Raw genomic sequence first — 20,204 nt, forward strand, 5'->3', positions numbered from 1 at the left:
TTCTGGTCTTCCCGTGGAAGTCCGGAAGTCTTATTTGTTTATCAGTAATTACATTTTTACTAAAATACGGATTAATATGCGCATCGGTATCTCTGTTATTACTCATGCCAACCAGAATATCTGGGAAAATGGTATGAGTCAGAATATTATATTTTTGGTTCAGAGCCTGAAGGCTATCCCGTTTGTTAAATCAGTCGATCTGATTAATGTGGGCGGGCAGCCGGGAATGGCCGAACAAATTGATTTAAGTCTGTTTGACTTGCGACTGTTGTCGGAACAGGAAGCTGAAGATGCTTTTGATGTCATTATAGAACTGGCCGGTGCATTAAATCCGCAATGGCTGGCTTTGCAGCGGGCACGTGGTAAAAAAGTGGTATTTTATTGTGTTGGTCAGCCTTATGTAGGTCTGGCAGAATTCAATGTTTTTGAAAAACCAACCAGTTTTCCGCCCGTAGATCGTTCTGATGAAGTATGGGTTTTACCTAAAGATAAGGACTATATTCCGATGTTGCGGACAATGTATCGTTGTCCGGTACATGTTACGCCCTATCTGTGGGATCCGATGTTTATATCCCGCCGCAAACAGGAAATTAGTGAGCACGGTTTCTATTTTGGCTGGCGCGGCAATCTGCAGGATGGTGTTAAAACACCGTTGAATGTGGCTATTTTCGAGCCCAATATTTCAGTTGTGAAAACTTCATCCATTCCGATGCTGGCCTGTGATGAGGCCTACCGGGCAGAGCCACAGTCAATAGGTATGATGCATGTGCTCAATACGCTGCACATGAAAGATCATCTGACGATGCTGTATCTGGCCAACTCACTGAATCTGGTAAAAGATCATAAAGCCTGTTTTTATGGCCGCCATGATATTGCCGGTTTTATGGCACAGCATGCTAATGCAGTGGTTTCGCATCAATGGTGCAATGATCAGAATTATTTGTATCTGGATGCACTGTATGGTGATTATCCTTTGATTCATAATTCACCATGGTTAAAAGAGTTTGGTGCCGGCTATTATTATCCGGATTTTAATGCTGCAGAGGCGGGCAGACAGTTAATTTTTGCCTGGCAGCATCATGAAGAAAATCTGGGCAGTCAGCGTCAGGCTTCTCAGGCATTATTTAAAGCTACTTCACCTCTCACTGAAGCCAATATCGCCGCTCATGTGCAGCTGTTGTCTAATCTGTGTGCTGATCGTCCAGAATTATTAAGGAATTAACTCATGTCGTCGGTGTCTTCACTTCGTGTAGGTGTTTCGATTTATGTGCGTAAAGGAGCACAGTCGCTTTGGGAAAACGGCATATTTCAGAATTGTCTGTTTCTGGCAATGCTGTTACAGAAATCACCGGTTGTCAGTAATGTAGTACTGGTTGCCGGTTCCGGTGACGGTGATATGCAGGATGCGATGAATTTTCTGAAGGATTCACCAGTACCGGTAATTGACATGGCCAGTGCTCTGAACGAGCTGGACGTCATGATTGAAATGAGCGCTCAGCTAGCCAAGGAATGGATGATAAGTTTCAAGGCTCAGGGCGGCAGAGTAGTCAGTATGCGGGTAGGTAATGACTATGTAATTGATATTGAACGCATGCTGTTTGATAAGCCATCTGCATTACTGATTACAGGTGCCCCGTATGATGAGGTATGGACATTACCTGAGTACGAGAAAACCTGTATGCCCTATTTTGCCAGTACTTTCCGTACTCCGGTAAGAATTATGCCGCATTTGTGGAGTCCGGTTATTCTGAATAAGGCTTGTGAAAAACTGCCGGAAGGTGAAAAATTTGAGTATCAGCCCGGCCGCAGACGCTGGCGTATTGGTTTGTTTGAGCCAAATATGTGTATGGTAAAAACCAGTTATATACCTATGCTGGTCTGCGAAAATGCACATCGGCTGAATCCGGATTTTATTGAGCATATCTATGCCTGTAATACCATGAATCTGAAAGAGCAGAATGCTTTTAATCTGTTTGCCCAGAGTCTGAATATTATTCGTCACGGTCTGACATCGTTTGAAGGCCGTTATCCGATCTGGCAGGTTGTATCGCGCTATTGTGACGCAATTGTCTGCCATCAGTGGGAAAATGCACAAAACTATCTTTATTATGAAGCTTTGTATGGCGGTTACCCGCTAATCCACAATTCGCATCTGATTGGCGATTGCGGATACCGTTATCATGAATTTGATTGCGAAGAAGGCGGGCAGAAACTGGCAGAAGCATATAAAATGCATGATGAAATTCTTGCCGGTTACCGTGAACGTGCAAAAGCCTTTTTGGCAACACTTGATCCGGAAGCAGAAAACAATGTGCGCTGTTATACAGAGGCATTGGAATCTTTATTTAAGGCATAGATTACACTAAATTTGCCAACTCTTTAGTATAATGTATGCATAAAACCAGCCAGCAATAAAACATTTCGATTGAAATTATGAACTTATCTAATAATCCAAATTTAATTACCAGCCATGGTCAGGATGCTGCACCCACACGCTTGCGTATCGGGATTACTATTGGTCTGAGTCATCCTAAGGAGACTCTGTGGAATAATGGTATTAAACAGAATGCTGTTTTTCTTGCTGATGCATTGAAGAATTGTCCTAATGTAGATTCTGTAGTACTGGTAAACACAACTGACGTACCGGTTACATCAAGCTTGCCATGGGATTTGGAGATATGGCCGACCAAAAGCTTTCTTGAGGCCAAGGATCAGATAGATGTATTGATCGAGCTGGGCGGGCAGATTAGCGCGGAGCAAACGGCCTATATCAAAGATCGGGGTGTGCGCCTGATTTCTTATTGCTGCGGTTTTGAATATATCCATATGATGGAATCGATTTTGTTTTCCCGTAATATGGGTGGCGCCAATCTGTTTATTAATCAGCGCTATGATGATATCTGGATGATTCCGCAGGTTGCAAACTGCAGTCAGGCATATTTTGAAGTATTCCGTCGCCATGACGCGCGTGTTGTACCCTTTGTGTGGAGTCCGGTATTTCTGATTCAGAAAACCGCCGCTATGCCTTTTCAGGGTTTATGGCAGGTTCCGACATCCCGTAAGGGCTGGCGTTTGTCGATAATGGAACCGAATATAGATGTGGTTAAATTCTGCCTGTATCCGATTCTGATTGCTGAAATGGCCTATCGTACTGAACCTGAAGCCATTAATATTCTTCAGGTTTGTAATACTTTACCGATGGCTCAGAAATCCATGGAATTCATTGCGCTGATGAATCAGCTGGATATTGTGAAAAATCGCAAGTCAGTATTTCTGGGTCGTTATGATACGCCTACATTTCTGGCAACCAATACGGATGCAGTGATATCGCACCAGTGGGAAAATCCGCTTAATTACTTTTATCTTGAAGTGTGCTGGCAGGGCTACCCTTTGATTCATAATGCTGAACTGATTTCAGATCTGGGCTATTATTATCAGGGTAATAACGTGGAAGAAGGTGCTAAACAGTTGTTTGCCGCCATGAGTGACCATGCCTATAATGCTGCTCATTACGTATATGACCAGCGACAGCAGATTGCCCGTTTCCTGCCGAATAATACTGATTTGGTGGCCAGCTATTCTGCCTTGCTGACAGAACTGATGGCCAGACCAATTCGCTAATACCTATGCATTTTCCTGCATAAACGTATTGATATTATCCTCCAGCATGCTACAGATACGCTGTATGGCTTCTTCGCTGCCCCATGCTATATGCGGGGTAATAATCAGGTTAGGCAGGTGAGCACGTAGTAACGGATTGCCATGTACCGGTGGTTCTTCGCTAAGTACATCTACGCCTGCTCCGCCTAACTGACCATATTTCAAAGCCGCAACCAGTGGCTGTTCTGCAACCAGACCACCTCGTCCGACATTAATCAGTACGGCTTGTGGCTTCATCATTTTTAATTCCGCTTCATCAATCATATTGCGGGTTTGTTCATTCAGCGGGCAATGCAGGGAAACCACATCAGCTTGTTGTAATAGCTGGGTAAATGGGGTATAGCCATCCCGGCAACTGCTGGCGTTTTTGTGTTCTCCCCAGAGAACATGCATTCCGAATGCCTGCGCCCGTGCAGCTAAAGCCTGTCCGATACCGCCCTTCCCGAAAATTCCCAGTGTTTTGCCGTTCAAATCATGTATAGGTGCACCGAAATGGCAGAAAAAAGGGCTGTTTTCCCATAAGCCGGCAGCGACATCGCGCTGATAAGCAGGTAACTGGCGCATCAGTGCCAGAATCAGCATCATGGCATGTTCGGCAACCGTATCGTTTCCATAACCACGAACATTACGAATACCGACATTGTGTTGTTGTGCCGTCTGCCGGTCAATGTGATCCAGACCGGTAGCCGGCACCGCAATTAATTGTAATCGTGGACTATTGCGAATAGCTTCAGCATTAATTCGCACTTTATTGGATATAACAATATTTGCCTGAGCAATCCGGTCGGCTACTTCATCCGGGCTGGTATGGCTATAGCTGGTAATGTGATGAGGAAATTTGAAGTTAAACGGATATTCGGGCAGGGTTGCACGGTCCAGAAAAACGATTTCGCTGGTAGTCATATTATCTCCTGTTAATTGAAAAGCCTGCTATGGACAATAACATGCATGGGTTGAGTGTCTGTGTTACAGTGTACGCTAATTTATTAATCAAGGATGAATGAATATGGATCTGGTGATTGAAGATTTGCAGCAGGGTACGGGTACGGAAGCTCAAAAGGGTAAGGAGATTACGGTACATTATACTGGTATGCTGGAAGACGGTACGGTGTTTGATTCCAGTGTTACCCGTCAGCAGCCGTTAACATTTACTCTGGGTGCGGGTATGGTTATTGCCGGCTGGGATGAAGGATTTAATGGTATGAAGGTAGGCGGCAAACGCAAGCTGACTATTCCGCCGCATATGGCTTATGGCAGCCGGGGTGCGGGTGGTGTGATTCCGCCTAATGCCACACTGATTTTTGATGTGGAATTGTTGCAGGTTGATGATTAAGCTGTTGCACGCTGATTTTGCTCAGGCAGCTGTTTCAGGCTGCCTGAACTGTTTTAATAAGCAGGGATTCTGATGATGGAAACTAATCCGACTATTGCTGCTATTGCGACTGCTCCGGGACGTGGTGGCGTAGGCGTAGTACGTTTATCCGGTAAAAATCTGTTGTCTCTGGCACAAAAATTAAGTGGTGGAAAAACACCGGTGCCGCGCAAAGTGATGTATACCGATTTTGTTGATGCGCAGGATGCGGTTATTGATAATGGTCTGTTGTTGTATTTTGCAGAGCCGGCCAGCTTTACCGGTGAAGATGTAATTGAGTTGCAGGGGCATGGCGGACCAGTGGTGTTGCAGATGCTATTGCAGCGCTGTCTGCAACTGGGTGCGCGGCTGGCAGAGCCAGGTGAATTTACTAAACGTGCCTTTTTAAATAATAAGCTGGATCTGGCGCAGGCTGAAAGTGTGGCTGATTTGATTGATGCTTCCAGTCAGTCGGCCGCACGGATGGCGGTACGCAGTTTGAAGGGTGCTTTTTCTGAAGAAATTCACCGGCTGGTTGATGATCTGATTACTTTGCGTATGCTGGTAGAGGCAACTCTGGATTTTCCGGAGGAGGATATTGATTTTCTTCAGGCCGCAGATGCAAGCGGCAAGCTTAAGCAGTTACGTGACCGTCTGGACAAGGTATTACAGCATGCACAGCAAGGCGCACTGCTGCGTGAAGGAATGAATGCGGTACTGGTGGGTGCGCCTAATGTGGGTAAATCAAGCTTGCTTAATGCATTGGCTGGCGACGATATAGCCATTGTTACTGATATCGCCGGTACAACCAGGGATACAGTAAGGGAACAGATTACTCTGGACGGGGTACCTGTCCATATTATTGATACAGCCGGTCTGCGTGAAACAGAAGATGTGGTTGAACGTATTGGTATTGAGCGCAGTCAGCAGGCTGTACAGCAGGCAGATGTAGCGCTGATATTGATTGACCAGCGTGAAGGACTCAATGCCACTACTGCGGCAATTCTGGCGCAGTTACCGGCCAGTTTGCACAAAATCGAAGTACACAACAAGATTGATTTAACAGGAGAAGCAGCCAGCTGGGTTTCACGTGAAACGGGAAAATTGCGGACATTCACGGATGCCGGTCAGGTCATTGCTTTGTCGGCCAGAACCGGTGAAGGGCTGGACTTATTGCGTCAGGCTTTATTGCAGCAGGTAGGCTGGCAGGGTGAGAGTGAAGGGCTTTTTCTGGCACGAACACGCCACATTCAGGCACTTGAACAGGCCAAAGAGGAGCTGTTAAATGCCAGTATGTGTCAGGAAAATCAGATTGAATTGTTTGCAGAGCATTTGCGTCTGGCGCAGAATGCATTGAATGAGATTACTGGTGAATTCAGTGCCGATGATTTGCTGGGCGTGATATTCAGCCGTTTTTGTATCGGTAAATAAATTTTACACAGTTATTACTACTAAATGAAAGCACTAACTATCACTTTTAACGGATAGTTAGTGCTTTTTTGTTTTAGTGGTTAAAGAGGCTGTATTAAAGCAAATCTTGGCACTGGTTGTCCGTCAACGCTTATGGTTTCATTAAACACGCTTTTGGGACGCACCCAGGTTGAATAATCGCCGTACAGGCACTGGTAAATAACCAGTTCTTCTTCGGTTTCACTGTGGCGTGCTGTACCGGTAACCTGATAAAGCCTGCCTTTATAGTGCTGATAAATGCCTCGTTGCATAGGTATTTCCTGCATAGTCAGATACAGCCGGAGAGCGCCGGCTGTCAGAGGTGTTATAACTAAAATCTCTTTAATTACAACTCGGTATTCTTTTGGCTGAAAGCCGATTAATTATACAATGGTTTGAATGAATTATAACAAGATGCCATATTAAGGAATACTGTAAATGAATAATGACCCGCGAGCCAAAATGCCAGATGCACCATTGGCCGATAATGAACGGCTGAAAGGTGAAAGTAATTATTTATACGGGCAGATTGCTGCCGATTTACATGACGGGATTACCGGCGGGTTTAATGGTGATGATTTTCAGCTGATTCGTTTTCATGGTATGTACGAGCAGGATGACCGCGATGTCCGCGCTCAGCGACAGGCAGCCAGACTGGAACCGTTGAAAAATGTAATGATGCGCTGCCGTCTACCCGGCGGAATTATTACACCGAAACAATGGCTGGGAATCGATGAATTTGCTACTGCACATACACTTTATGGCAGTATTCGTCTGACTACACGCCAGACATTTCAGTTTCATGGCGTGCTGAAACCTGATATTAAACCGATGCATCAGTGGCTGCATCAGCTCGGTCTGGATTCAATTGCTACCGCCGGTGATATTAATCGTAATGTGTTGTGCACCAGTAACCCCATTGAAAGCAGCTTGCATCGTGAAGCCTATGAGTGGGCGTGTAAGATTTCTGAGCATTTACTGCCGCGAACACATGCTTATGCTGATATCTGGCTGGATGGTGAAAAGGTGCTTAGTTCAGAACCGGCTGCACCATTGTCAGATGGCGTGAGTAATGATGCGGTCGAACCGATCAACGGTAAGACTTATTTGCCACGTAAATTTAAAACTGCTCTGGTTATTCCGCCTCTGAATGATGTGGATTTACATGCCAATGATTTGAATTTTGTCGCCATTGGTGAGGGCGGTCATCTTGTTGGTTTTAATGTACTGGTAGGCGGCGGGCTGTCTATTGATCATGGTAATCAGCGTACGTTCCCGAATACTGCTAAGGATTTTGGTTTTATTCCGGTGGAGCAGGCTGTACGCTGTGCTGAGGCTGTGGTTACTACTCAGCGCGACTGGGGTAATCGCAGTGATCGCAAAAATGCACGTACACGTTACACTTTGCAGCGTGTAGGCGTAGAAGTATTTAAGGAGGAGGTTGAACGCCGGCAGGGTTTTAAATTTGCTGCCAGTCGCTCTTATGGACTCACTGAACGCGGTGATCGCATTGGCTGGGTACAAGGGGAAGACGAACGCTGGCATCTGACCTTATTTATTGAAAACGGCCGTTTACTTGACTATCCTGACCGGCCGCTGAAAACCGGTATGCGTGAATTAGCCAGAATTCATAAAGGCGATTTCCGCCTGACAGCCAATCAGAATGTGATTATTGCCGGTGTGCATGCTGAAGATAAGGATGAAATTGAACGGATTGCCCGTAAATATAAACTCATTGACGATGAAATCACGGAACAGCGTAAAAACAGTATGGCCTGTGTGGCTTTTCCAACCTGTCCGCTGGCGATGGCTGAATCTGAACGGTTTTTATCCGGTTTCATTGATCAGGTCGATGCGCTTATGGCGCAATATGGTTTGTCTAAGGAGCATATTATTCTGCGGGTAACCGGTTGTCCGAATAACTGCGGCCGTGCGTTACTGGCCGAAATCGGGCTGATAGGCAAAGCAGTCGGCCGTTATAATCTGTACGTTGGCGGTAACCGGGCTGGCACGCGTATTCCGCGTTTGTTCCGCGAGAATATTACAGTTGATGAAGTGCTGGCTATCTTGCAGGATTGGATTGCGCGCTGGGCACAGGAGCGTAATAATGCTGAGGATTTTGGTGATTTTGCTATTCGTACCGGTATTGTTAAACCGGTAGTAGATGCCGCAGTAGATTTCTGGGATGCAGATAAAGTTTCAGTGTAAACGACTAATCAGAAAAGAGAAATTTCTGTGATTTAAGTAAATAGTCCGGATACTTGATAACAGGTCCGGACTATTTTATATCTATGGTGTCAGATTACGGCTGCTGATTGGCATAAATCTGATCAAATATACCGCCATCGCTGAAAAAGCGTTGTTGAGCTTCTTTCCAGCCACCAAATTCTTTATCAATGGTCACCAGTTGCAGGCTGGGAAACTGGTGCCGGTATTCTGCCATGATTTTTGGATTCACCGGTCTGAAATAACTTTGTGCTATCAGACGCTGGGCACTGTCGCTATACAAATATTGCAGATAGGCAGTGGCCAGCCGGCGTTTATCCGGGGTAAGAACATTACTGTCAACAACGGCTACTGGCGGTTCACATAAAATTGAAAGTGACGGTGTGACGATTTCAAATTCGTCAGGAGACTGCTTGAGTGCCAGTCTGGCTTCATTTTCCCATGCCAGTAATACATCGCCGAGCTGGCGGTGGGTAAAGGTGATGGTAGCGGCACGTGCTCCGGTGTCCATCATGGGTACATGCCGGAGTAAAGCCTGCAGATATGCCTGAGCACTGGCATCACTACCGTTTGGCTGATGCTTCGCCCAAGCCCATGCAGCGAGAAAATTCCAGCGTGCACCACCGGATGTTTTAGGATTAGGTGTGATAATCTGAACATTGTTATGAATCAGATCTCCCCAGTCGCGGATGTGTTTGGGATTGCCCTTACGCACCAGAAAAACAATGGTAGAGGTATAGGGGGTGCTGTTATGGGGTAAACGCTGCTGCCAGTCCGGTTGCAGTAATGTTTTTTTGCCACGGTTCAGAGCATTGATGTCTCCGGCCAGTGCAAGTGTGACCACATCGGCTTTAAGACCATTCTGTACAGCAATAGCCTGTTTACCGGAACCTCCGTTGGACTGGCGGATATGCACTTTCTGACCGGTTTGCTGATACCAGTAGTTTTCAAAATCAGTATTGTAGTGCTGATACAATTCACGTGTAGCATCGTAGGAAGCATTCAGCAGAGTTGCTCTGCTGCCGGAGTTGTTATCGCAAGATGTCAGACCTGCAATTATTGCTGCCAGCAGACCGTAGCGCCAGAATATATTCATGCCGGAAAATAGGTTTTAGACGATGTTTTAATGTAGCAATGCTGATGCGGGTACGGAAATACTGTTTTTTTGTTTCTTTATAACCAAAAGCAAGATAGCAGTCTGATAATCAGATGGAATGTAAGCAGTGGGGGCTGTGAATTTGAAAAAGTTGGCTTAGGCTGTTATAAACCGCTTTTAATTTTTTTATCTGTTTAATTGAGAAAGTTACATGAAGAGCCGGAATGCAGATGTTGCAGCTGAACAAAAGCTGTTAACACGGGAAGATGTGCGTACGCTGATGCTGTCATCCTTTGGCGGGGCGCTGGAATTTTATGATTTTGTCATTTATGTTTTTTATGCCAAAGTGCTGTCTGAACTGTTTTTTCCGGCAGGTTTAAATCCATTCTGGGCGCTGCTGAATACTTACGGAATTTTTGCTGCCGGTTATCTGTTTCGTCCTCTGGGCGGTATTGTAATGGCGCATTTTGGTGATTTGTTCGGGCGCAAACGTTTGTTTGCTTTGTCTATTATGATGATGGCTTTACCTACGTTGTGTCTGGGTCTGATGCCTACTTTTGCTACTATCGGCTATGCAGCTCCTATACTGCTATTAGTATTACGCATGATACAGGGTGTGGCTATTGGCGGAGAAATTCCGGCAGCCTGGACTTTTGTGTCTGAACATGTACCTGAAAAACGTATTGGTATGGCAAATGGTTTTCTCACAGGCGGGTTGTCGCTGGGAATATTACTGGGCTCTCTGATTGCGCTGGGTATGGCAAAACTTTTCAGTAGTGAAGCTATTTTGAACGGAGCATGGCGCATACCTTTTATTATTGGCGGGCTGTTTGGGCTGCTGACTCTGTATTTACGCAGCTATTTGCATGAAACGCCGGTTTTCAAAGCAATGCAGCAACGCAAGGAGCTGGTAACGGAAATGCCAGTTAAAGTTCTGGTTTCTAAACATAAAACTGCTGTATCTATCGGCATGCTGCTTACCTGGTTTCTGACTGGCTGTATTGTGGTGATTTTGCTGGCTATGCCGCAGTTATTAACCGGTAGTTTCGGATTTTCCAGTACGCAAGCATTTGAAATGCAGAGTATGGCTATTGTGATGCAAATGCTGGGCTGTGTGATTTATGGTTTGCTGGCTGATCGGCTGGGTACCGGACGGGTACTGATTGGCGGAATTGTGTTTACAGGTGTAATGACAGCGTTATTTTATCCGGCACTGGGCAAATACAGTGATAGCCTGATTTTTATTCTGTACCTGTTGCTGGGGTTGGCTGCTGGTGTGGCCGGTATTGTTTCAGCTGCCATGATACGAATGTTTCCGCCGGCTATACGGTTTACAGGGATTTCTTTTTCCTACAATGTGGCTTACGCTATTGTCGGCGGTTTAACCTTGCCTCTGGTGCAGTGGTTAAGCCGTTTTAGTCCGATTGGCGCAATGTATTATATTCTGCCTTTATGTGTAGTAGGTATACTGGCTGCCGGAGTATTTCAAAGTCGTTACCGGTGATGCTGTAGCTGCATCGTAACAGATATAAAAAAGCTGCTTTATCCGCAAGTATATATTGCATCGGGATAAAGCAGCTTTTTGTCTATAATTCTATATCAGGCATTGCCGGCGTTAGCCTGTTCAGCCTGATACATAGCTTCGAAATTGATCGGAGCCAGCATTACCGGTGGGAAGCCGGAACGTGTAATGGTATTAGATACAGTTTCACGTGCATAAGGGAATAGAATATTCGGAGCAGCTACAGCCAGCAGCAGTTCTACATCCTCATCCGGGATGTTGGCAATGCGGAAGATACCGCTTTGTGCCACTTCATTCAGAAACAATACACGTTCTTCAGTCATTTTTGCAGTAACAGTAACAGTTACTGTTACATTATAAAATTCATCTTCCAGTTTTTCAGAAGCAGAAGTAACACGCATTTCAATTTGAGGTTCTCCGCTTTCCAAAAAGATCTGTGGCGCATGCGGTACTTCCAGTGATAAATCTTTCAGATAAATTTTTTCAATACTGAATACCGGTTGTTGTGAGGTTTGTTCTGGTGTTTTTTCTTTTTTGCTCATGCTTTTCTTTCAACAAGGGAATAAAATTAATATTGCGGATTTCATCTGGTTGTACCGGATGAAAAGTGAAAAAAGATAGTACGTGCTTAACCTGCGAGCAGAGCGTCTAGTTTACCTGCTTGATTCAAAGCATTCAAATCATCAAAGCCGCCGACATGTACCTCACCGATATAAATCTGCGGAACAGTCCGGCGGCCGGTACGCTGCATCATCTGCTCTCGGATTTGCGCATCCGTATCAATCCGGATCTCATTGATATCGGTTACACCTTTTTGTTTGAGTAATGCTTTGGCCATCTGGCAATAAGGGCATACCCCGGTGGTATACATGGTAATCGGTTGCATTGCAGTTTCCTTGGTTGCATACAGATATAGTTAGAAAAGGGTAGCATACCGCGAACTGGAGATACTGAACAGGTGCAGGCTTTCTTTGGCAGTATGCTGCGGTATAATTGATCAATATTCATATAACAAACGGACATGTAGAGATGATTCGTTTTGAGCAGGTTTCAAAAACGTATCCCGGCGGTTTTACTGCCCTGAAAAACCTGAGTTTTTCTATCAGCAAAGGTGAAATGATTTTTATTGCAGGCCATTCCGGTGCGGGTAAGTCAACGATTCTTAAACTGATCAGCGGTATCGTTAAACCTACTAAGGGCAAGGTATGGCTGAATAATCAGGATTTGGGGCGATTAAATGATAACCAGCTCGGTTATTTGCGTCAGCATATCGGTATCGTTTTTCAGGATCATAAATTATTATTTGACCGCAATGTGTTGCAAAATGTGATGTTACCTCTGCGTATCACCGGTTATGAGCGTAAACAGGCTGAGCGGCGGGCGCGGATAGCGATTGAAAAAGTTGGTCTGAGCGGACGTGAACTGGCTGATCCGATTACTTTGTCCGGCGGCGAGCAGCAGCGGTTGTGTATTGCGCGTGCTGTGGTACATCAGCCCAGCCTGCTGATTGCAGATGAACCGTCTGCCAATCTGGACAGAGCCTATGCACTGGATATTATGGAATTGTTTAAAACATTTCATGAGGCCGGTACTACGATTATGGTGGCAGCACATGATGAAACATTAATGGCAGACTATGGACACCGTATTATCCGCTTACAGGAAGGCAGGTTATACGCATGATCCAGTTTATTTCTCTGCATAAAGAAGCAGCATGCAAGGCATTACGTCAATTACTGCGTCAGCCGGTAGCAACCCTGCTGATTTTACTTATGCTGGCCATTGCCATGACTTTACCGCTGGCTCTGTATCTGGGTGTACAGAGCGGTCAGCAGGTACTGGGGCAGATGAATGAAGTGCCCACTATGACACTTTATATGCAGATTAATGCCACAGCCAATGATAATCATACCGTTGAAAAAGCCTTAAAGGCCAATAAACAACTTGAAAAAGTAGTATTTGTGAGTAAACAGCAAGGGCTGGAAGAGTTGCAGCGCAGCATGGGTAATCAGGATTTGGTTTCAATGCTTGACAGTAACCCTCTGCCGGATGCATTCACGGTTACACCGCAGGCAGGTTCGCCGGAAGAACTGACTGCCTTACAGACTCAGCTTGAGCAATTACCTATGGTTGAAAGCGTAAAAATGGATGCTGAGTGGATGCAGACGCTGTATCAGATTAATCAGTTTATTCATCAGTTGTTGTGGTTTCTGGCCATTACACTGGGTCTGGCTTTTGCTCTGGTTGCTTACAATACTATCCGGTTACAAATTCTCAGCCATCGGGAAGAAATCGAAATTACCAAACTGCTGGGCGCTCCGGCATCATTTATCCGCCGGCCGTTTCTGTATCTGGCTATCTGGCAGAGCCTGCTGGCTGCGGCAATCAGCATTGGTTTGTGTTACTGGCTTAACTATCAGACCCAGCCTTTACTTAGTGCGATTTTGCAGCCGTATGGCGTGCATGTTGTCTGGCGTTTTTTCAATCTATGGGAAATACTGGCTATTATGCTGGTAGTCTGCGGATTGGGTATGCTGGGCGCATGGCTGGCTACGCGTCAGCATTTGCTTAGCTTTAAATCAGTACGGTAAAAAATTATCCCCGCAAATAGCGGGGATAATTTTAAGGAACCACTCATTAGTGTCGATACTGTTTACTTTTGCTGACGTGCCTGCGCTGCCTGTGCCAGTAAGGCAAGCATAGTTTCTGTTTCTTCCCAGCCAATACAGGCATCGGTAATACTCTGACCGTAATTTTCCGGGTTATCCTGTCGTCCGGCCATCAGATTACTTTCTACCATTACACCCATAATGTGCTGTTCACCTGCCTGAATCTGTGCGGCAATATCCTGTGCTACCTCCATTTGCCGGCGGTAATCCTTGCGGCTGTTGGCATGGCTGCAATCGATCATCAGATTAGGAGTAACCTGATTTTTGTTCAGTTCATTTACCGCCGCCTGTACATATTCATGGCTGTAATTAGGCTCTTTACCGCCACGCAGAATGATGTGGCAGTCAGGATTGCCGCTGGTGCGTACAATGGCTGAATGGCCGGCCTTGGTCACTGAAAGAAAATGATGCGGATGGCTGGAAGCACCAATGGCATCAATAGCAATTTTCAGATTGCCGTCAGTACCATTTTTGAAACCTACCGGACAGCTTAAACCTGAGGCCAGCTCACGGTGTACCTGACTTTCGGTTGTACGGGCACCAATTGCTCCCCATGAAATCAGGTCGGCAAAATACTGCGGAGTAATCATGTCCAGAAATTCAGTAGCTGCCGGCATCCCCATATTGTTTAATTCCAGCAGCAGTTTACGTGCCAGACGCAAACCATAGTTAATATCATAGGAACCATCAATATGCGGATCGTTAATAAATCCTTTCCAGCCTACCGTAGTACGCGGTTTTTCAAAGTAAACCCGCATAACAATCAGTAATTCTTGTGCATATTTTTCACGTAATACATTCAGACGCTGAGCGTATTCAATAGCAGCTGCCGGATCATGGATAGAACACGGACCGATAATCACCAGTAGACGTTTATCCTTGCCATGTACCAGATCAGCAATAGCATGGCGTGTATTGTGTACTACCTCAGAGGCCTGCTCTGTAATGGGCAATTCGTATAAATGAGCAATGGGTGGCAACAGTTCCTTAATTTCTTTAATTCTGACATCATCAATTGGGCGGGATGCTACCTGATTCATAGTAATTCCTGTCTGACTCTATTATTTTAAATTTTTCGTGATTTATCCATCAGGCTATAATGAATATGCTTAAAAAGCAAGGACAAAACTTTGGCAAAGATATATTATTGCTTAAATTCGGATTTAAATAACATTTAATTATTTTTTATGATGATTTTTTATAAATTATCAGAATAATATACTAATAATAACCATTATATTGTCTTTACGGAATAGAGCGGATTGTACTGATATAGTTTTGATTTCAGACAAATTTCAGGTACAATCGCCCACCCTGTGGTTCGTAAACCTCCCACATAAAAAAACTAGGAAATCAAATATATGCGTGCGCAAAATAATCTGGGCACGGTGAGCCTGCTGGGTAATCAGCATACGGAATACCGTAGTGATTATGCCCCGGAGCTGCTGGAAGCCTTCGACAATCAACACCCTGATAACGATTATTTCGTTAAATTTATCTGTCCTGAATTCACCAGTCTGTGCCCGAAAACCGGCCAGCCGGACTTTGCTACCATTTATATCAATTATTTACCGCGTTTGCGTATGGTAGAAAGTAAATCGTTAAAACTGTATCTGTTCAGTTTCCGCAATCATGGTGATTTTCATGAAGATTGTGTCAATATCATCATGAAAGACCTGATTGCCCTGATGCAGCCCAAATACATTGAGGTATATGGTGAATTTACACCGCGTGGCGGTATCGCCATCCATCCGTATGCCAATTATGGTGAGCCTGATACACGTTATAGCGATATGGCTGCACAGCGATTACTTCAGTTTCAGGTGAAATAAGTCTTCTTAAAATGACACAAGTATCTCAGGCTGCCGGTTTACATCATCTGGGCAGTTTTACTGCCTGGCGCAGTTACCGATACGACTGATAGGAATAAATATGTATGAATTTTCTGATGCGCAACGCTATAAGGCATTGCGCTGGCTGACGTTCTGGCACATGCTGGTAATCGTAGCCAGTAATTATCTGGTACAGTTCCCTTTTACTTTATTTGGATTACACAATACCTGGGGTGCTTTTACCTTTCCGTTTATTTTTCTTACCACTGATTTAACGGTAAGAATTTTTGGTTCAGGTCTGGCGCGCCGAATCATTTTCTGGGTAATGCTGCCATCATTACTGTTTTCTTATGCCATTTCTGTCCTGTTTCAGGACGGACACTGGATGGGCTGGGCGGCATTAAGCCATTTTGATTTATTTGTTGCCCGCATTGCCCTGGCCAGTTTTACAGCCTATGTGGTCGGTCAGCTGATGGATATTCTGGTATTTAACCGGCTGCGGCAGTGCCGGCGCTGGTGGCCTGCTCCCAGTGCTTCTGCTGTTTTAGGCAGTGCTGTAGATACATTGCTGTTTTTTGCTGTTGCATTTTACCATTCGCCGGATGCATTTATGGCCGAGAACTGGTTACAGATTTCCCTGACCGATTATGCGTTCAAAATCAGCGTTGCCGCACTGTTTTTCCTGCCTACTTATGGCATCGTACTGCGCTATTTATTATACAAACTGACTGCTTTGGCACCACGTACCGTAAACGGGTAAAAAGAATTATCAATCAACATCTGATTACAATTTATTCTTTATCATCAGGCCGCTTAAAAGCGGCCTGATTGACACACCGGCTTCTGTTATAATACGCGCCTATTTTCAAATACATGGCTAAGAGAACATCATGGAAGCGGAGCAGATTAATCAATTAAATAATATTCTGGATGATATGGCATCCCGTAGTCACGATTTACGGAGGTATCTTTGACTACGCTGGCAAAAAAGACCGCCTCGAAGAAGTAATTGGTCTGTCAGAAGATCCTGAGTTGTGGAACGATCCGAAAAAAGCTCAGGAAGTCGGTAAAGAACGCAAAGTGCTGGAGGGCATCGTACTCACACTGGATCATCTGCACAGCGGTATTGAAGATAACCGGATGCTGCTGCAGATGGCTGTGGAGGAAAATGATACAGACGGTTTTGAAGCGGTTCAGGCAGATATTACCGCCTTACAGGATGAACTGGCACAGCTGGAATTCAAACGTATGTTTAATCAGCCTGCCGATGTCAATAACTGCTTCATAGATATTGTTGCCGGTGCCGGCGGTACAGAGGCGGAAGACTGGGCTGGGATGCTGTTGCGCATGTACGTGCGTTATGGCGAACGCAAAGGCTTCAAAGTAGAAATACTTGAAGAAGATGAAGGCGAAATTGCCGGTGTGAATCGTGCTACTATCAAACTGGACGGAGAGTACGCCTACGGATTGCTGCGTACTGAAACCGGTATTCACCGTCTGGTACGGTATTCACCTTTTGATTCAAATAACAAACGGCATACTTCATTTGCATCGGTATTTGTCTATCCTGAAGTTGATGACAGCTTTGAAATTGAAATTAATCCGGCTGATTTGCGTATTGATACCTATCGTGCTTCTGGAGCTGGTGGTCAGCACATTAATAAAACTGATTCAGCTGTACGTATTACCCATGAACCAACCGGTATTGTGGTGCAGTGCCAGAATGACCGTTCTCAGCACCGTAACCGCGAAGAAGCAATGAATATGCTTAAGGCAAAATTGTTCGAGCTGGAAATGCGCCGGCGTAATGAAGAAAAGCAGAATCTGGAAGCCAGTAAAGATGATGTGGGCTGGGGGCATCAGATTCGTTCTTATGTATTCGACTCTTCGCGAATCAAGGATTTACGTACCGGCTATGAAGTCGGCAATATCAAGGCAGTTATGGATGGCGACCTTGATGGCTTTATTGAAGCCAGTCTGAAACAGGGTGTTTAAGAAACAGTCACGAGGCTGTCTGATGCATTTAGGCAGCCTTATTTTTTAAGGTATGTAGCATGAGTTGTATTGATGTCATTATTCCCTGCTACAACGCAGAAAACACACTGGCGCGGGCTGTAGAGAGTGTACTGGCACAGCCGGAGCTGGGTTGTCTGTGGCTGATTGATGATGCCTCTACCGATAATACCGCCATCCTGATTCAGCAGTGGCAGCAGCGTTATCCGCAAAAAATTCGTGCAGAATATCTGGTATCTAATCGCGGACCTGCGCTGGCGCGTAACTGGGGGGCATTATTGTCTGCCAGCAGCCATATTGCTTTTCTGGATGCCGATGATGCCTATCAGCCTCATGCCTTACAGGCAGCATGTGCTGTATTTCACTTTCGCCCGCAGAGTGGTTTATTGCGCCTGCCGGTAACCGGATACAATATTCCGGAAGAATACCGCGAGCATGAACAGTTTGATCTGATCTGGCGTACGTTTGAAATGATTACCGCCACCAATACCGTTTTTAACCGTGCCTATTTTCTCGCCTGTGGTGGTTTTCCGGCTGACTCACTGTTTCGGCAGCTGGGCGGGGAAGATGGTGCTCTTGGTCTGGCTACAATAGAAAGCTGCATGGTTGCTACTCTTTTTGATAAAGCCGGCATGACCGACATCGGTGTCAATTTTTATGGTCATGACAGTATGTATGTACGTAAACTATTTGATTCGATGCTGTCAGGGCAAGCTCGTCCTGATTGTGATGAGCATGCGATGCAGCAGGCCAATACCGTTACTCAGACTATTGTGCATCGCTTACTCGATTTGCGTCAGATACTGAATCATCCGAAACCGGGAAAGCAGGCATTACAGCTTTTTACTGATTTAACCGGTTAATGCTGTCGCATCGGATTAACTGAAAATTGTCTTTTGATAACTCTGGAAGTAGAAGAAACATGATAAATCCGTTATATGCGCTGTCTCCGCTGGATGGGCGCTATGCATCGTCTGTGGCTGATTTGCGCCCGATTTTTTCTGAATATGGTCTGATGCATGCTCGCGTACAGGTTGAGCTTGGCTGGCTGAAAGCATTGGCAGCCGAAGCAGGAATCAGTGAAGTTCCGCCATTCAGTCCGGCCACCATTGCAGAAATTGATCGTGTTATTGCTGAATTTTCAATAGCAGATGCCGAAGCAGTTAAAGCTATAGAAGCCACAACCAATCATGATGTGAAAGCTATTGAATACTGGCTGAAACAGCGTTTTGCCAATGTGCCTGAAGTTATGGAAGTCAGTGAATTCATTCATTTTTCCTGTACCAGTGAGGATATCAATAATCTTTCACATGCTCTGATGCTGAAACAGGCACGTGATGAAGTACTGCTGCCTAAGCTTAATGAACTGATAACTGTATTGCGCAATCTGGCGCATACTCATGCTGCTTTGCCTATGATGTGCCGCACCCATGGGCAGCCGGCTACTCCCAGTACACTGGGTAAAGAAATCGCCAATGTCGTGGCTCGTCTGCAAAGACAAATGGAATTAGTTCGGCAACAGCAGTTTCTGGGTAAAATCAATGGTGCTGTAGGTAATTACAACGCTCATCTGGTTGCCTATCCTGATATAGACTGGGAAGGACATTGCCGCCGTTTTGTCGAATATAATCTGGGGCTGACCTTTAACCCCTATACTATTCAGATTGAACCACATGATTATATGGCGGAATTTTTCCAGACGATTAGTCGTATAAACACTATTCTGATTGATTTTAACCGTGATATCTGGGGCTATATCTCTATTGGCTATTTCCGGCAGAAAGTTAAAGCCGGAGAAGTTGGTTCTTCTACCATGCCACACAAAGTCAATCCGATTGATTTTGAAAATTCAGAAGGTAATCTGGGTATGGCCAATGCTGTGCTGGGATTCCTTGCTGAAAAACTGCCGGTATCCCGCTGGCAGCGCGATTTAACTGATAGTACTGTATTGCGTAATATGGGAACGGGCTTCGGTTACACTATATTGGGACTGACAGCGCATTTGCGTGGTCTGAATAAGCTGGAAATCAATTCTGCTGCATTTGCCGCAGATCTGGATACAACATGGGAGCTGCTGGCTGAGCCGATTCAGACAGTAATGCGTCGCTACGGAGTTGCTAATCCGTATGAACAGCTTAAAGAACTTACCCGTGGTAAGCATGGAATTACCCCTGAAAGTTTGCAGACATTTATAAATCAGCTGGCTATTCCAGACACGGCAAAAGCACAGTTACTGGCGCTTACTCCTGCATTATATGTAGGCAAGGCTCAGGAGCTGGCAGAACGAATCTGAATATAATGATTAACAGGGGAAAGCAGCGAAATTCTTTCCCCTTATCTTAAAGTAATTCAATAAACTGACTTTTAAATATTATTGTAAAAATGC

General features: G+C 45.2%; 20 protein-coding genes and 1 riboswitch. Of the genes, 14 read left to right on the forward strand and 6 right to left on the reverse strand.

The window, feature by feature from the left end; all coding sequences use genetic code 11:
* Positions 1 to 76 precede the first annotated feature (76 nt).
* The 3 genes from SALWKB2_RS00045 (at position 77) to SALWKB2_RS00055 (ending at position 3,621) form a co-directional block, all read left to right on the forward strand.
* Positions 77 to 1,222, forward strand: coding sequence for a DUF2827 domain-containing protein (locus SALWKB2_RS00045; protein WP_025329667.1), 1,146 nt, complete (start codon positions 77 to 79; stop codon positions 1,220 to 1,222).
* A gap of 3 nt (positions 1,223 to 1,225) precedes the next feature.
* Positions 1,226 to 2,356: a DUF2827 domain-containing protein gene (locus SALWKB2_RS00050; RefSeq protein WP_025329668.1), complete on the forward strand. Its 1,131-nt coding sequence runs from the start codon at positions 1,226 to 1,228 to the stop codon at positions 2,354 to 2,356.
* A 77-nt stretch (positions 2,357 to 2,433) separates the two neighbouring features.
* Positions 2,434 to 3,621: a DUF2827 domain-containing protein gene (locus SALWKB2_RS00055; protein WP_025329669.1), complete on the forward strand. Its 1,188-nt coding sequence runs from the start codon at positions 2,434 to 2,436 to the stop codon at positions 3,619 to 3,621.
* 3 nt (positions 3,622 to 3,624) lie between these two features.
* On the opposite strand, the gene SALWKB2_RS00060 is transcribed toward SALWKB2_RS00055, so the two are convergent.
* Positions 3,625 to 4,563, reverse strand: a complete 939-nt coding sequence (locus tag SALWKB2_RS00060) for a D-2-hydroxyacid dehydrogenase (RefSeq protein ID WP_025329670.1) — start codon at positions 4,561 to 4,563, stop codon at positions 3,625 to 3,627.
* A 103-nt stretch (positions 4,564 to 4,666) separates the two neighbouring features.
* Between SALWKB2_RS00060 and SALWKB2_RS00065 the strand changes: the two genes are divergently transcribed.
* Positions 4,667 to 4,993 (forward strand): FKBP-type peptidyl-prolyl cis-trans isomerase, encoded by a 327-nt coding sequence (locus SALWKB2_RS00065; RefSeq protein WP_025329671.1) that lies wholly within the window; start codon positions 4,667 to 4,669, stop codon positions 4,991 to 4,993.
* Positions 4,994 to 5,065: 72 nt separating this feature from the next.
* Positions 5,066 to 6,442, forward strand: coding sequence for a tRNA uridine-5-carboxymethylaminomethyl(34) synthesis GTPase MnmE (gene mnmE / locus SALWKB2_RS00070; protein ID WP_025329672.1), 1,377 nt, complete (start codon positions 5,066 to 5,068; stop codon positions 6,440 to 6,442).
* An 80-nt stretch (positions 6,443 to 6,522) separates the two neighbouring features.
* Here the strand turns inward: mnmE and SALWKB2_RS00075 are convergent, their stop codons facing one another.
* On the reverse strand, positions 6,523 to 6,732 hold the full coding sequence (locus tag SALWKB2_RS00075; RefSeq protein WP_306216267.1) for a DUF1653 domain-containing protein: 210 nt from the start codon (positions 6,730 to 6,732) through the stop codon (positions 6,523 to 6,525).
* 166 nt (positions 6,733 to 6,898) lie between these two features.
* Here SALWKB2_RS00075 and cysI point away from each other — a divergent pair, with 166 nt between their 5' ends.
* Positions 6,899 to 8,668 (forward strand): assimilatory sulfite reductase (NADPH) hemoprotein subunit, encoded by a 1,770-nt coding sequence (gene cysI / locus SALWKB2_RS00080; RefSeq protein ID WP_025329674.1) that lies wholly within the window; start codon positions 6,899 to 6,901, stop codon positions 8,666 to 8,668.
* Between the two features lie 94 nt (positions 8,669 to 8,762).
* On the opposite strand, the gene SALWKB2_RS00085 is transcribed toward cysI, so the two are convergent.
* Positions 8,763 to 9,782 carry a sulfate ABC transporter substrate-binding protein gene (locus SALWKB2_RS00085; RefSeq protein ID WP_037392416.1) on the reverse strand — a complete coding sequence of 340 codons (1,020 nt, stop codon included), beginning with the start codon at positions 9,780 to 9,782 and terminating at the stop codon, positions 8,763 to 8,765.
* Positions 9,783 to 9,993: 211 nt separating this feature from the next.
* Between SALWKB2_RS00085 and SALWKB2_RS00090 the strand changes: the two genes are divergently transcribed.
* Positions 9,994 to 11,286: an MFS transporter gene (locus tag SALWKB2_RS00090; RefSeq protein WP_025329676.1), complete on the forward strand. Its 1,293-nt coding sequence runs from the start codon at positions 9,994 to 9,996 to the stop codon at positions 11,284 to 11,286.
* A 95-nt stretch (positions 11,287 to 11,381) separates the two neighbouring features.
* Here the strand turns inward: SALWKB2_RS00090 and secB are convergent, their stop codons facing one another.
* Entirely contained in the window at positions 11,382 to 11,846 is a 465-nt protein-coding gene (secB, locus tag SALWKB2_RS00095; RefSeq protein WP_025329677.1) for a protein-export chaperone SecB, read from the reverse strand.
* A gap of 86 nt (positions 11,847 to 11,932) precedes the next feature.
* The gene (grxC, locus tag SALWKB2_RS00100; RefSeq protein ID WP_025329678.1) at positions 11,933 to 12,190 is read right to left on the reverse strand and encodes a glutaredoxin 3; all 258 of its coding nucleotides are present in this window, start codon (positions 12,188 to 12,190) and stop codon (positions 11,933 to 11,935) included.
* Between the two features lie 143 nt (positions 12,191 to 12,333).
* On the opposite strand from grxC, the gene ftsE reads away from it, so the two are divergent.
* Together ftsE and ftsX are read left to right on the forward strand one after the other, a co-directional pair.
* A complete protein-coding gene (ftsE, locus tag SALWKB2_RS00105) occupies positions 12,334 to 12,987 on the forward strand; it encodes a cell division ATP-binding protein FtsE (RefSeq protein ID WP_025329679.1) in 654 nt (217 codons plus the stop codon).
* Entirely contained in the window at positions 12,978 to 13,895 is a 918-nt protein-coding gene (gene ftsX, locus SALWKB2_RS00110) for a permease-like cell division protein FtsX (protein ID WP_025329680.1), read from the forward strand. Before ftsE ends, ftsX begins: the two co-directional genes overlap by 10 nt.
* 62 nt (positions 13,896 to 13,957) lie before the next feature.
* On the opposite strand, the gene aroG is transcribed toward ftsX, so the two are convergent.
* Complete coding sequence (aroG, locus tag SALWKB2_RS00115) at positions 13,958 to 15,013, reverse strand: 3-deoxy-7-phosphoheptulonate synthase AroG (protein ID WP_025329681.1); 1,056 nt, start codon at positions 15,011 to 15,013, stop codon at positions 13,958 to 13,960.
* 270 nt (positions 15,014 to 15,283) lie between these two features.
* Positions 15,284 to 15,328: riboswitch (PreQ1 riboswitch) on the forward strand.
* A 6-nt stretch (positions 15,329 to 15,334) separates the two neighbouring features.
* Here aroG and queF point away from each other — a divergent pair.
* From queF to purB, 5 genes are all read left to right on the forward strand, one after another.
* Positions 15,335 to 15,805, forward strand: a complete 471-nt coding sequence (gene queF, locus SALWKB2_RS00120) for a preQ(1) synthase (protein ID WP_025329682.1) — start codon at positions 15,335 to 15,337, stop codon at positions 15,803 to 15,805.
* Positions 15,806 to 15,905: 100 nt separating this feature from the next.
* Positions 15,906 to 16,565 carry a 7-cyano-7-deazaguanine/7-aminomethyl-7-deazaguanine transporter gene (locus SALWKB2_RS00125; protein WP_025329683.1) on the forward strand — a complete coding sequence of 220 codons (660 nt, stop codon included), beginning with the start codon at positions 15,906 to 15,908 and terminating at the stop codon, positions 16,563 to 16,565.
* A 130-nt stretch (positions 16,566 to 16,695) separates the two neighbouring features.
* Positions 16,696 to 17,800 (forward strand): peptide chain release factor 2 gene (gene prfB / locus SALWKB2_RS00130; protein WP_096766013.1). Its coding sequence is split into 2 segments (ribosomal slippage): positions 16,696 to 16,776 and positions 16,778 to 17,800, totalling 1,104 coding nucleotides; the frame shifts between segments, so codons are not numbered across the junction.
* Between the two features lie 59 nt (positions 17,801 to 17,859).
* Positions 17,860 to 18,681 (forward strand): glycosyltransferase family A protein, encoded by an 822-nt coding sequence (locus SALWKB2_RS00135; RefSeq protein WP_038648558.1) that lies wholly within the window; start codon positions 17,860 to 17,862, stop codon positions 18,679 to 18,681.
* Between the two features lie 59 nt (positions 18,682 to 18,740).
* Positions 18,741 to 20,111: an adenylosuccinate lyase gene (purB, locus tag SALWKB2_RS00140; RefSeq protein WP_025329685.1), complete on the forward strand. Its 1,371-nt coding sequence runs from the start codon at positions 18,741 to 18,743 to the stop codon at positions 20,109 to 20,111.
* Positions 20,112 to 20,204 lie beyond the last annotated feature (93 nt).

Origin of the sequence: Snodgrassella alvi wkB2 (assembly GCF_000600005.1) — a bacterium.
Lineage (GTDB): Bacteria > Pseudomonadota > Gammaproteobacteria > Burkholderiales > Neisseriaceae > Snodgrassella > Snodgrassella alvi.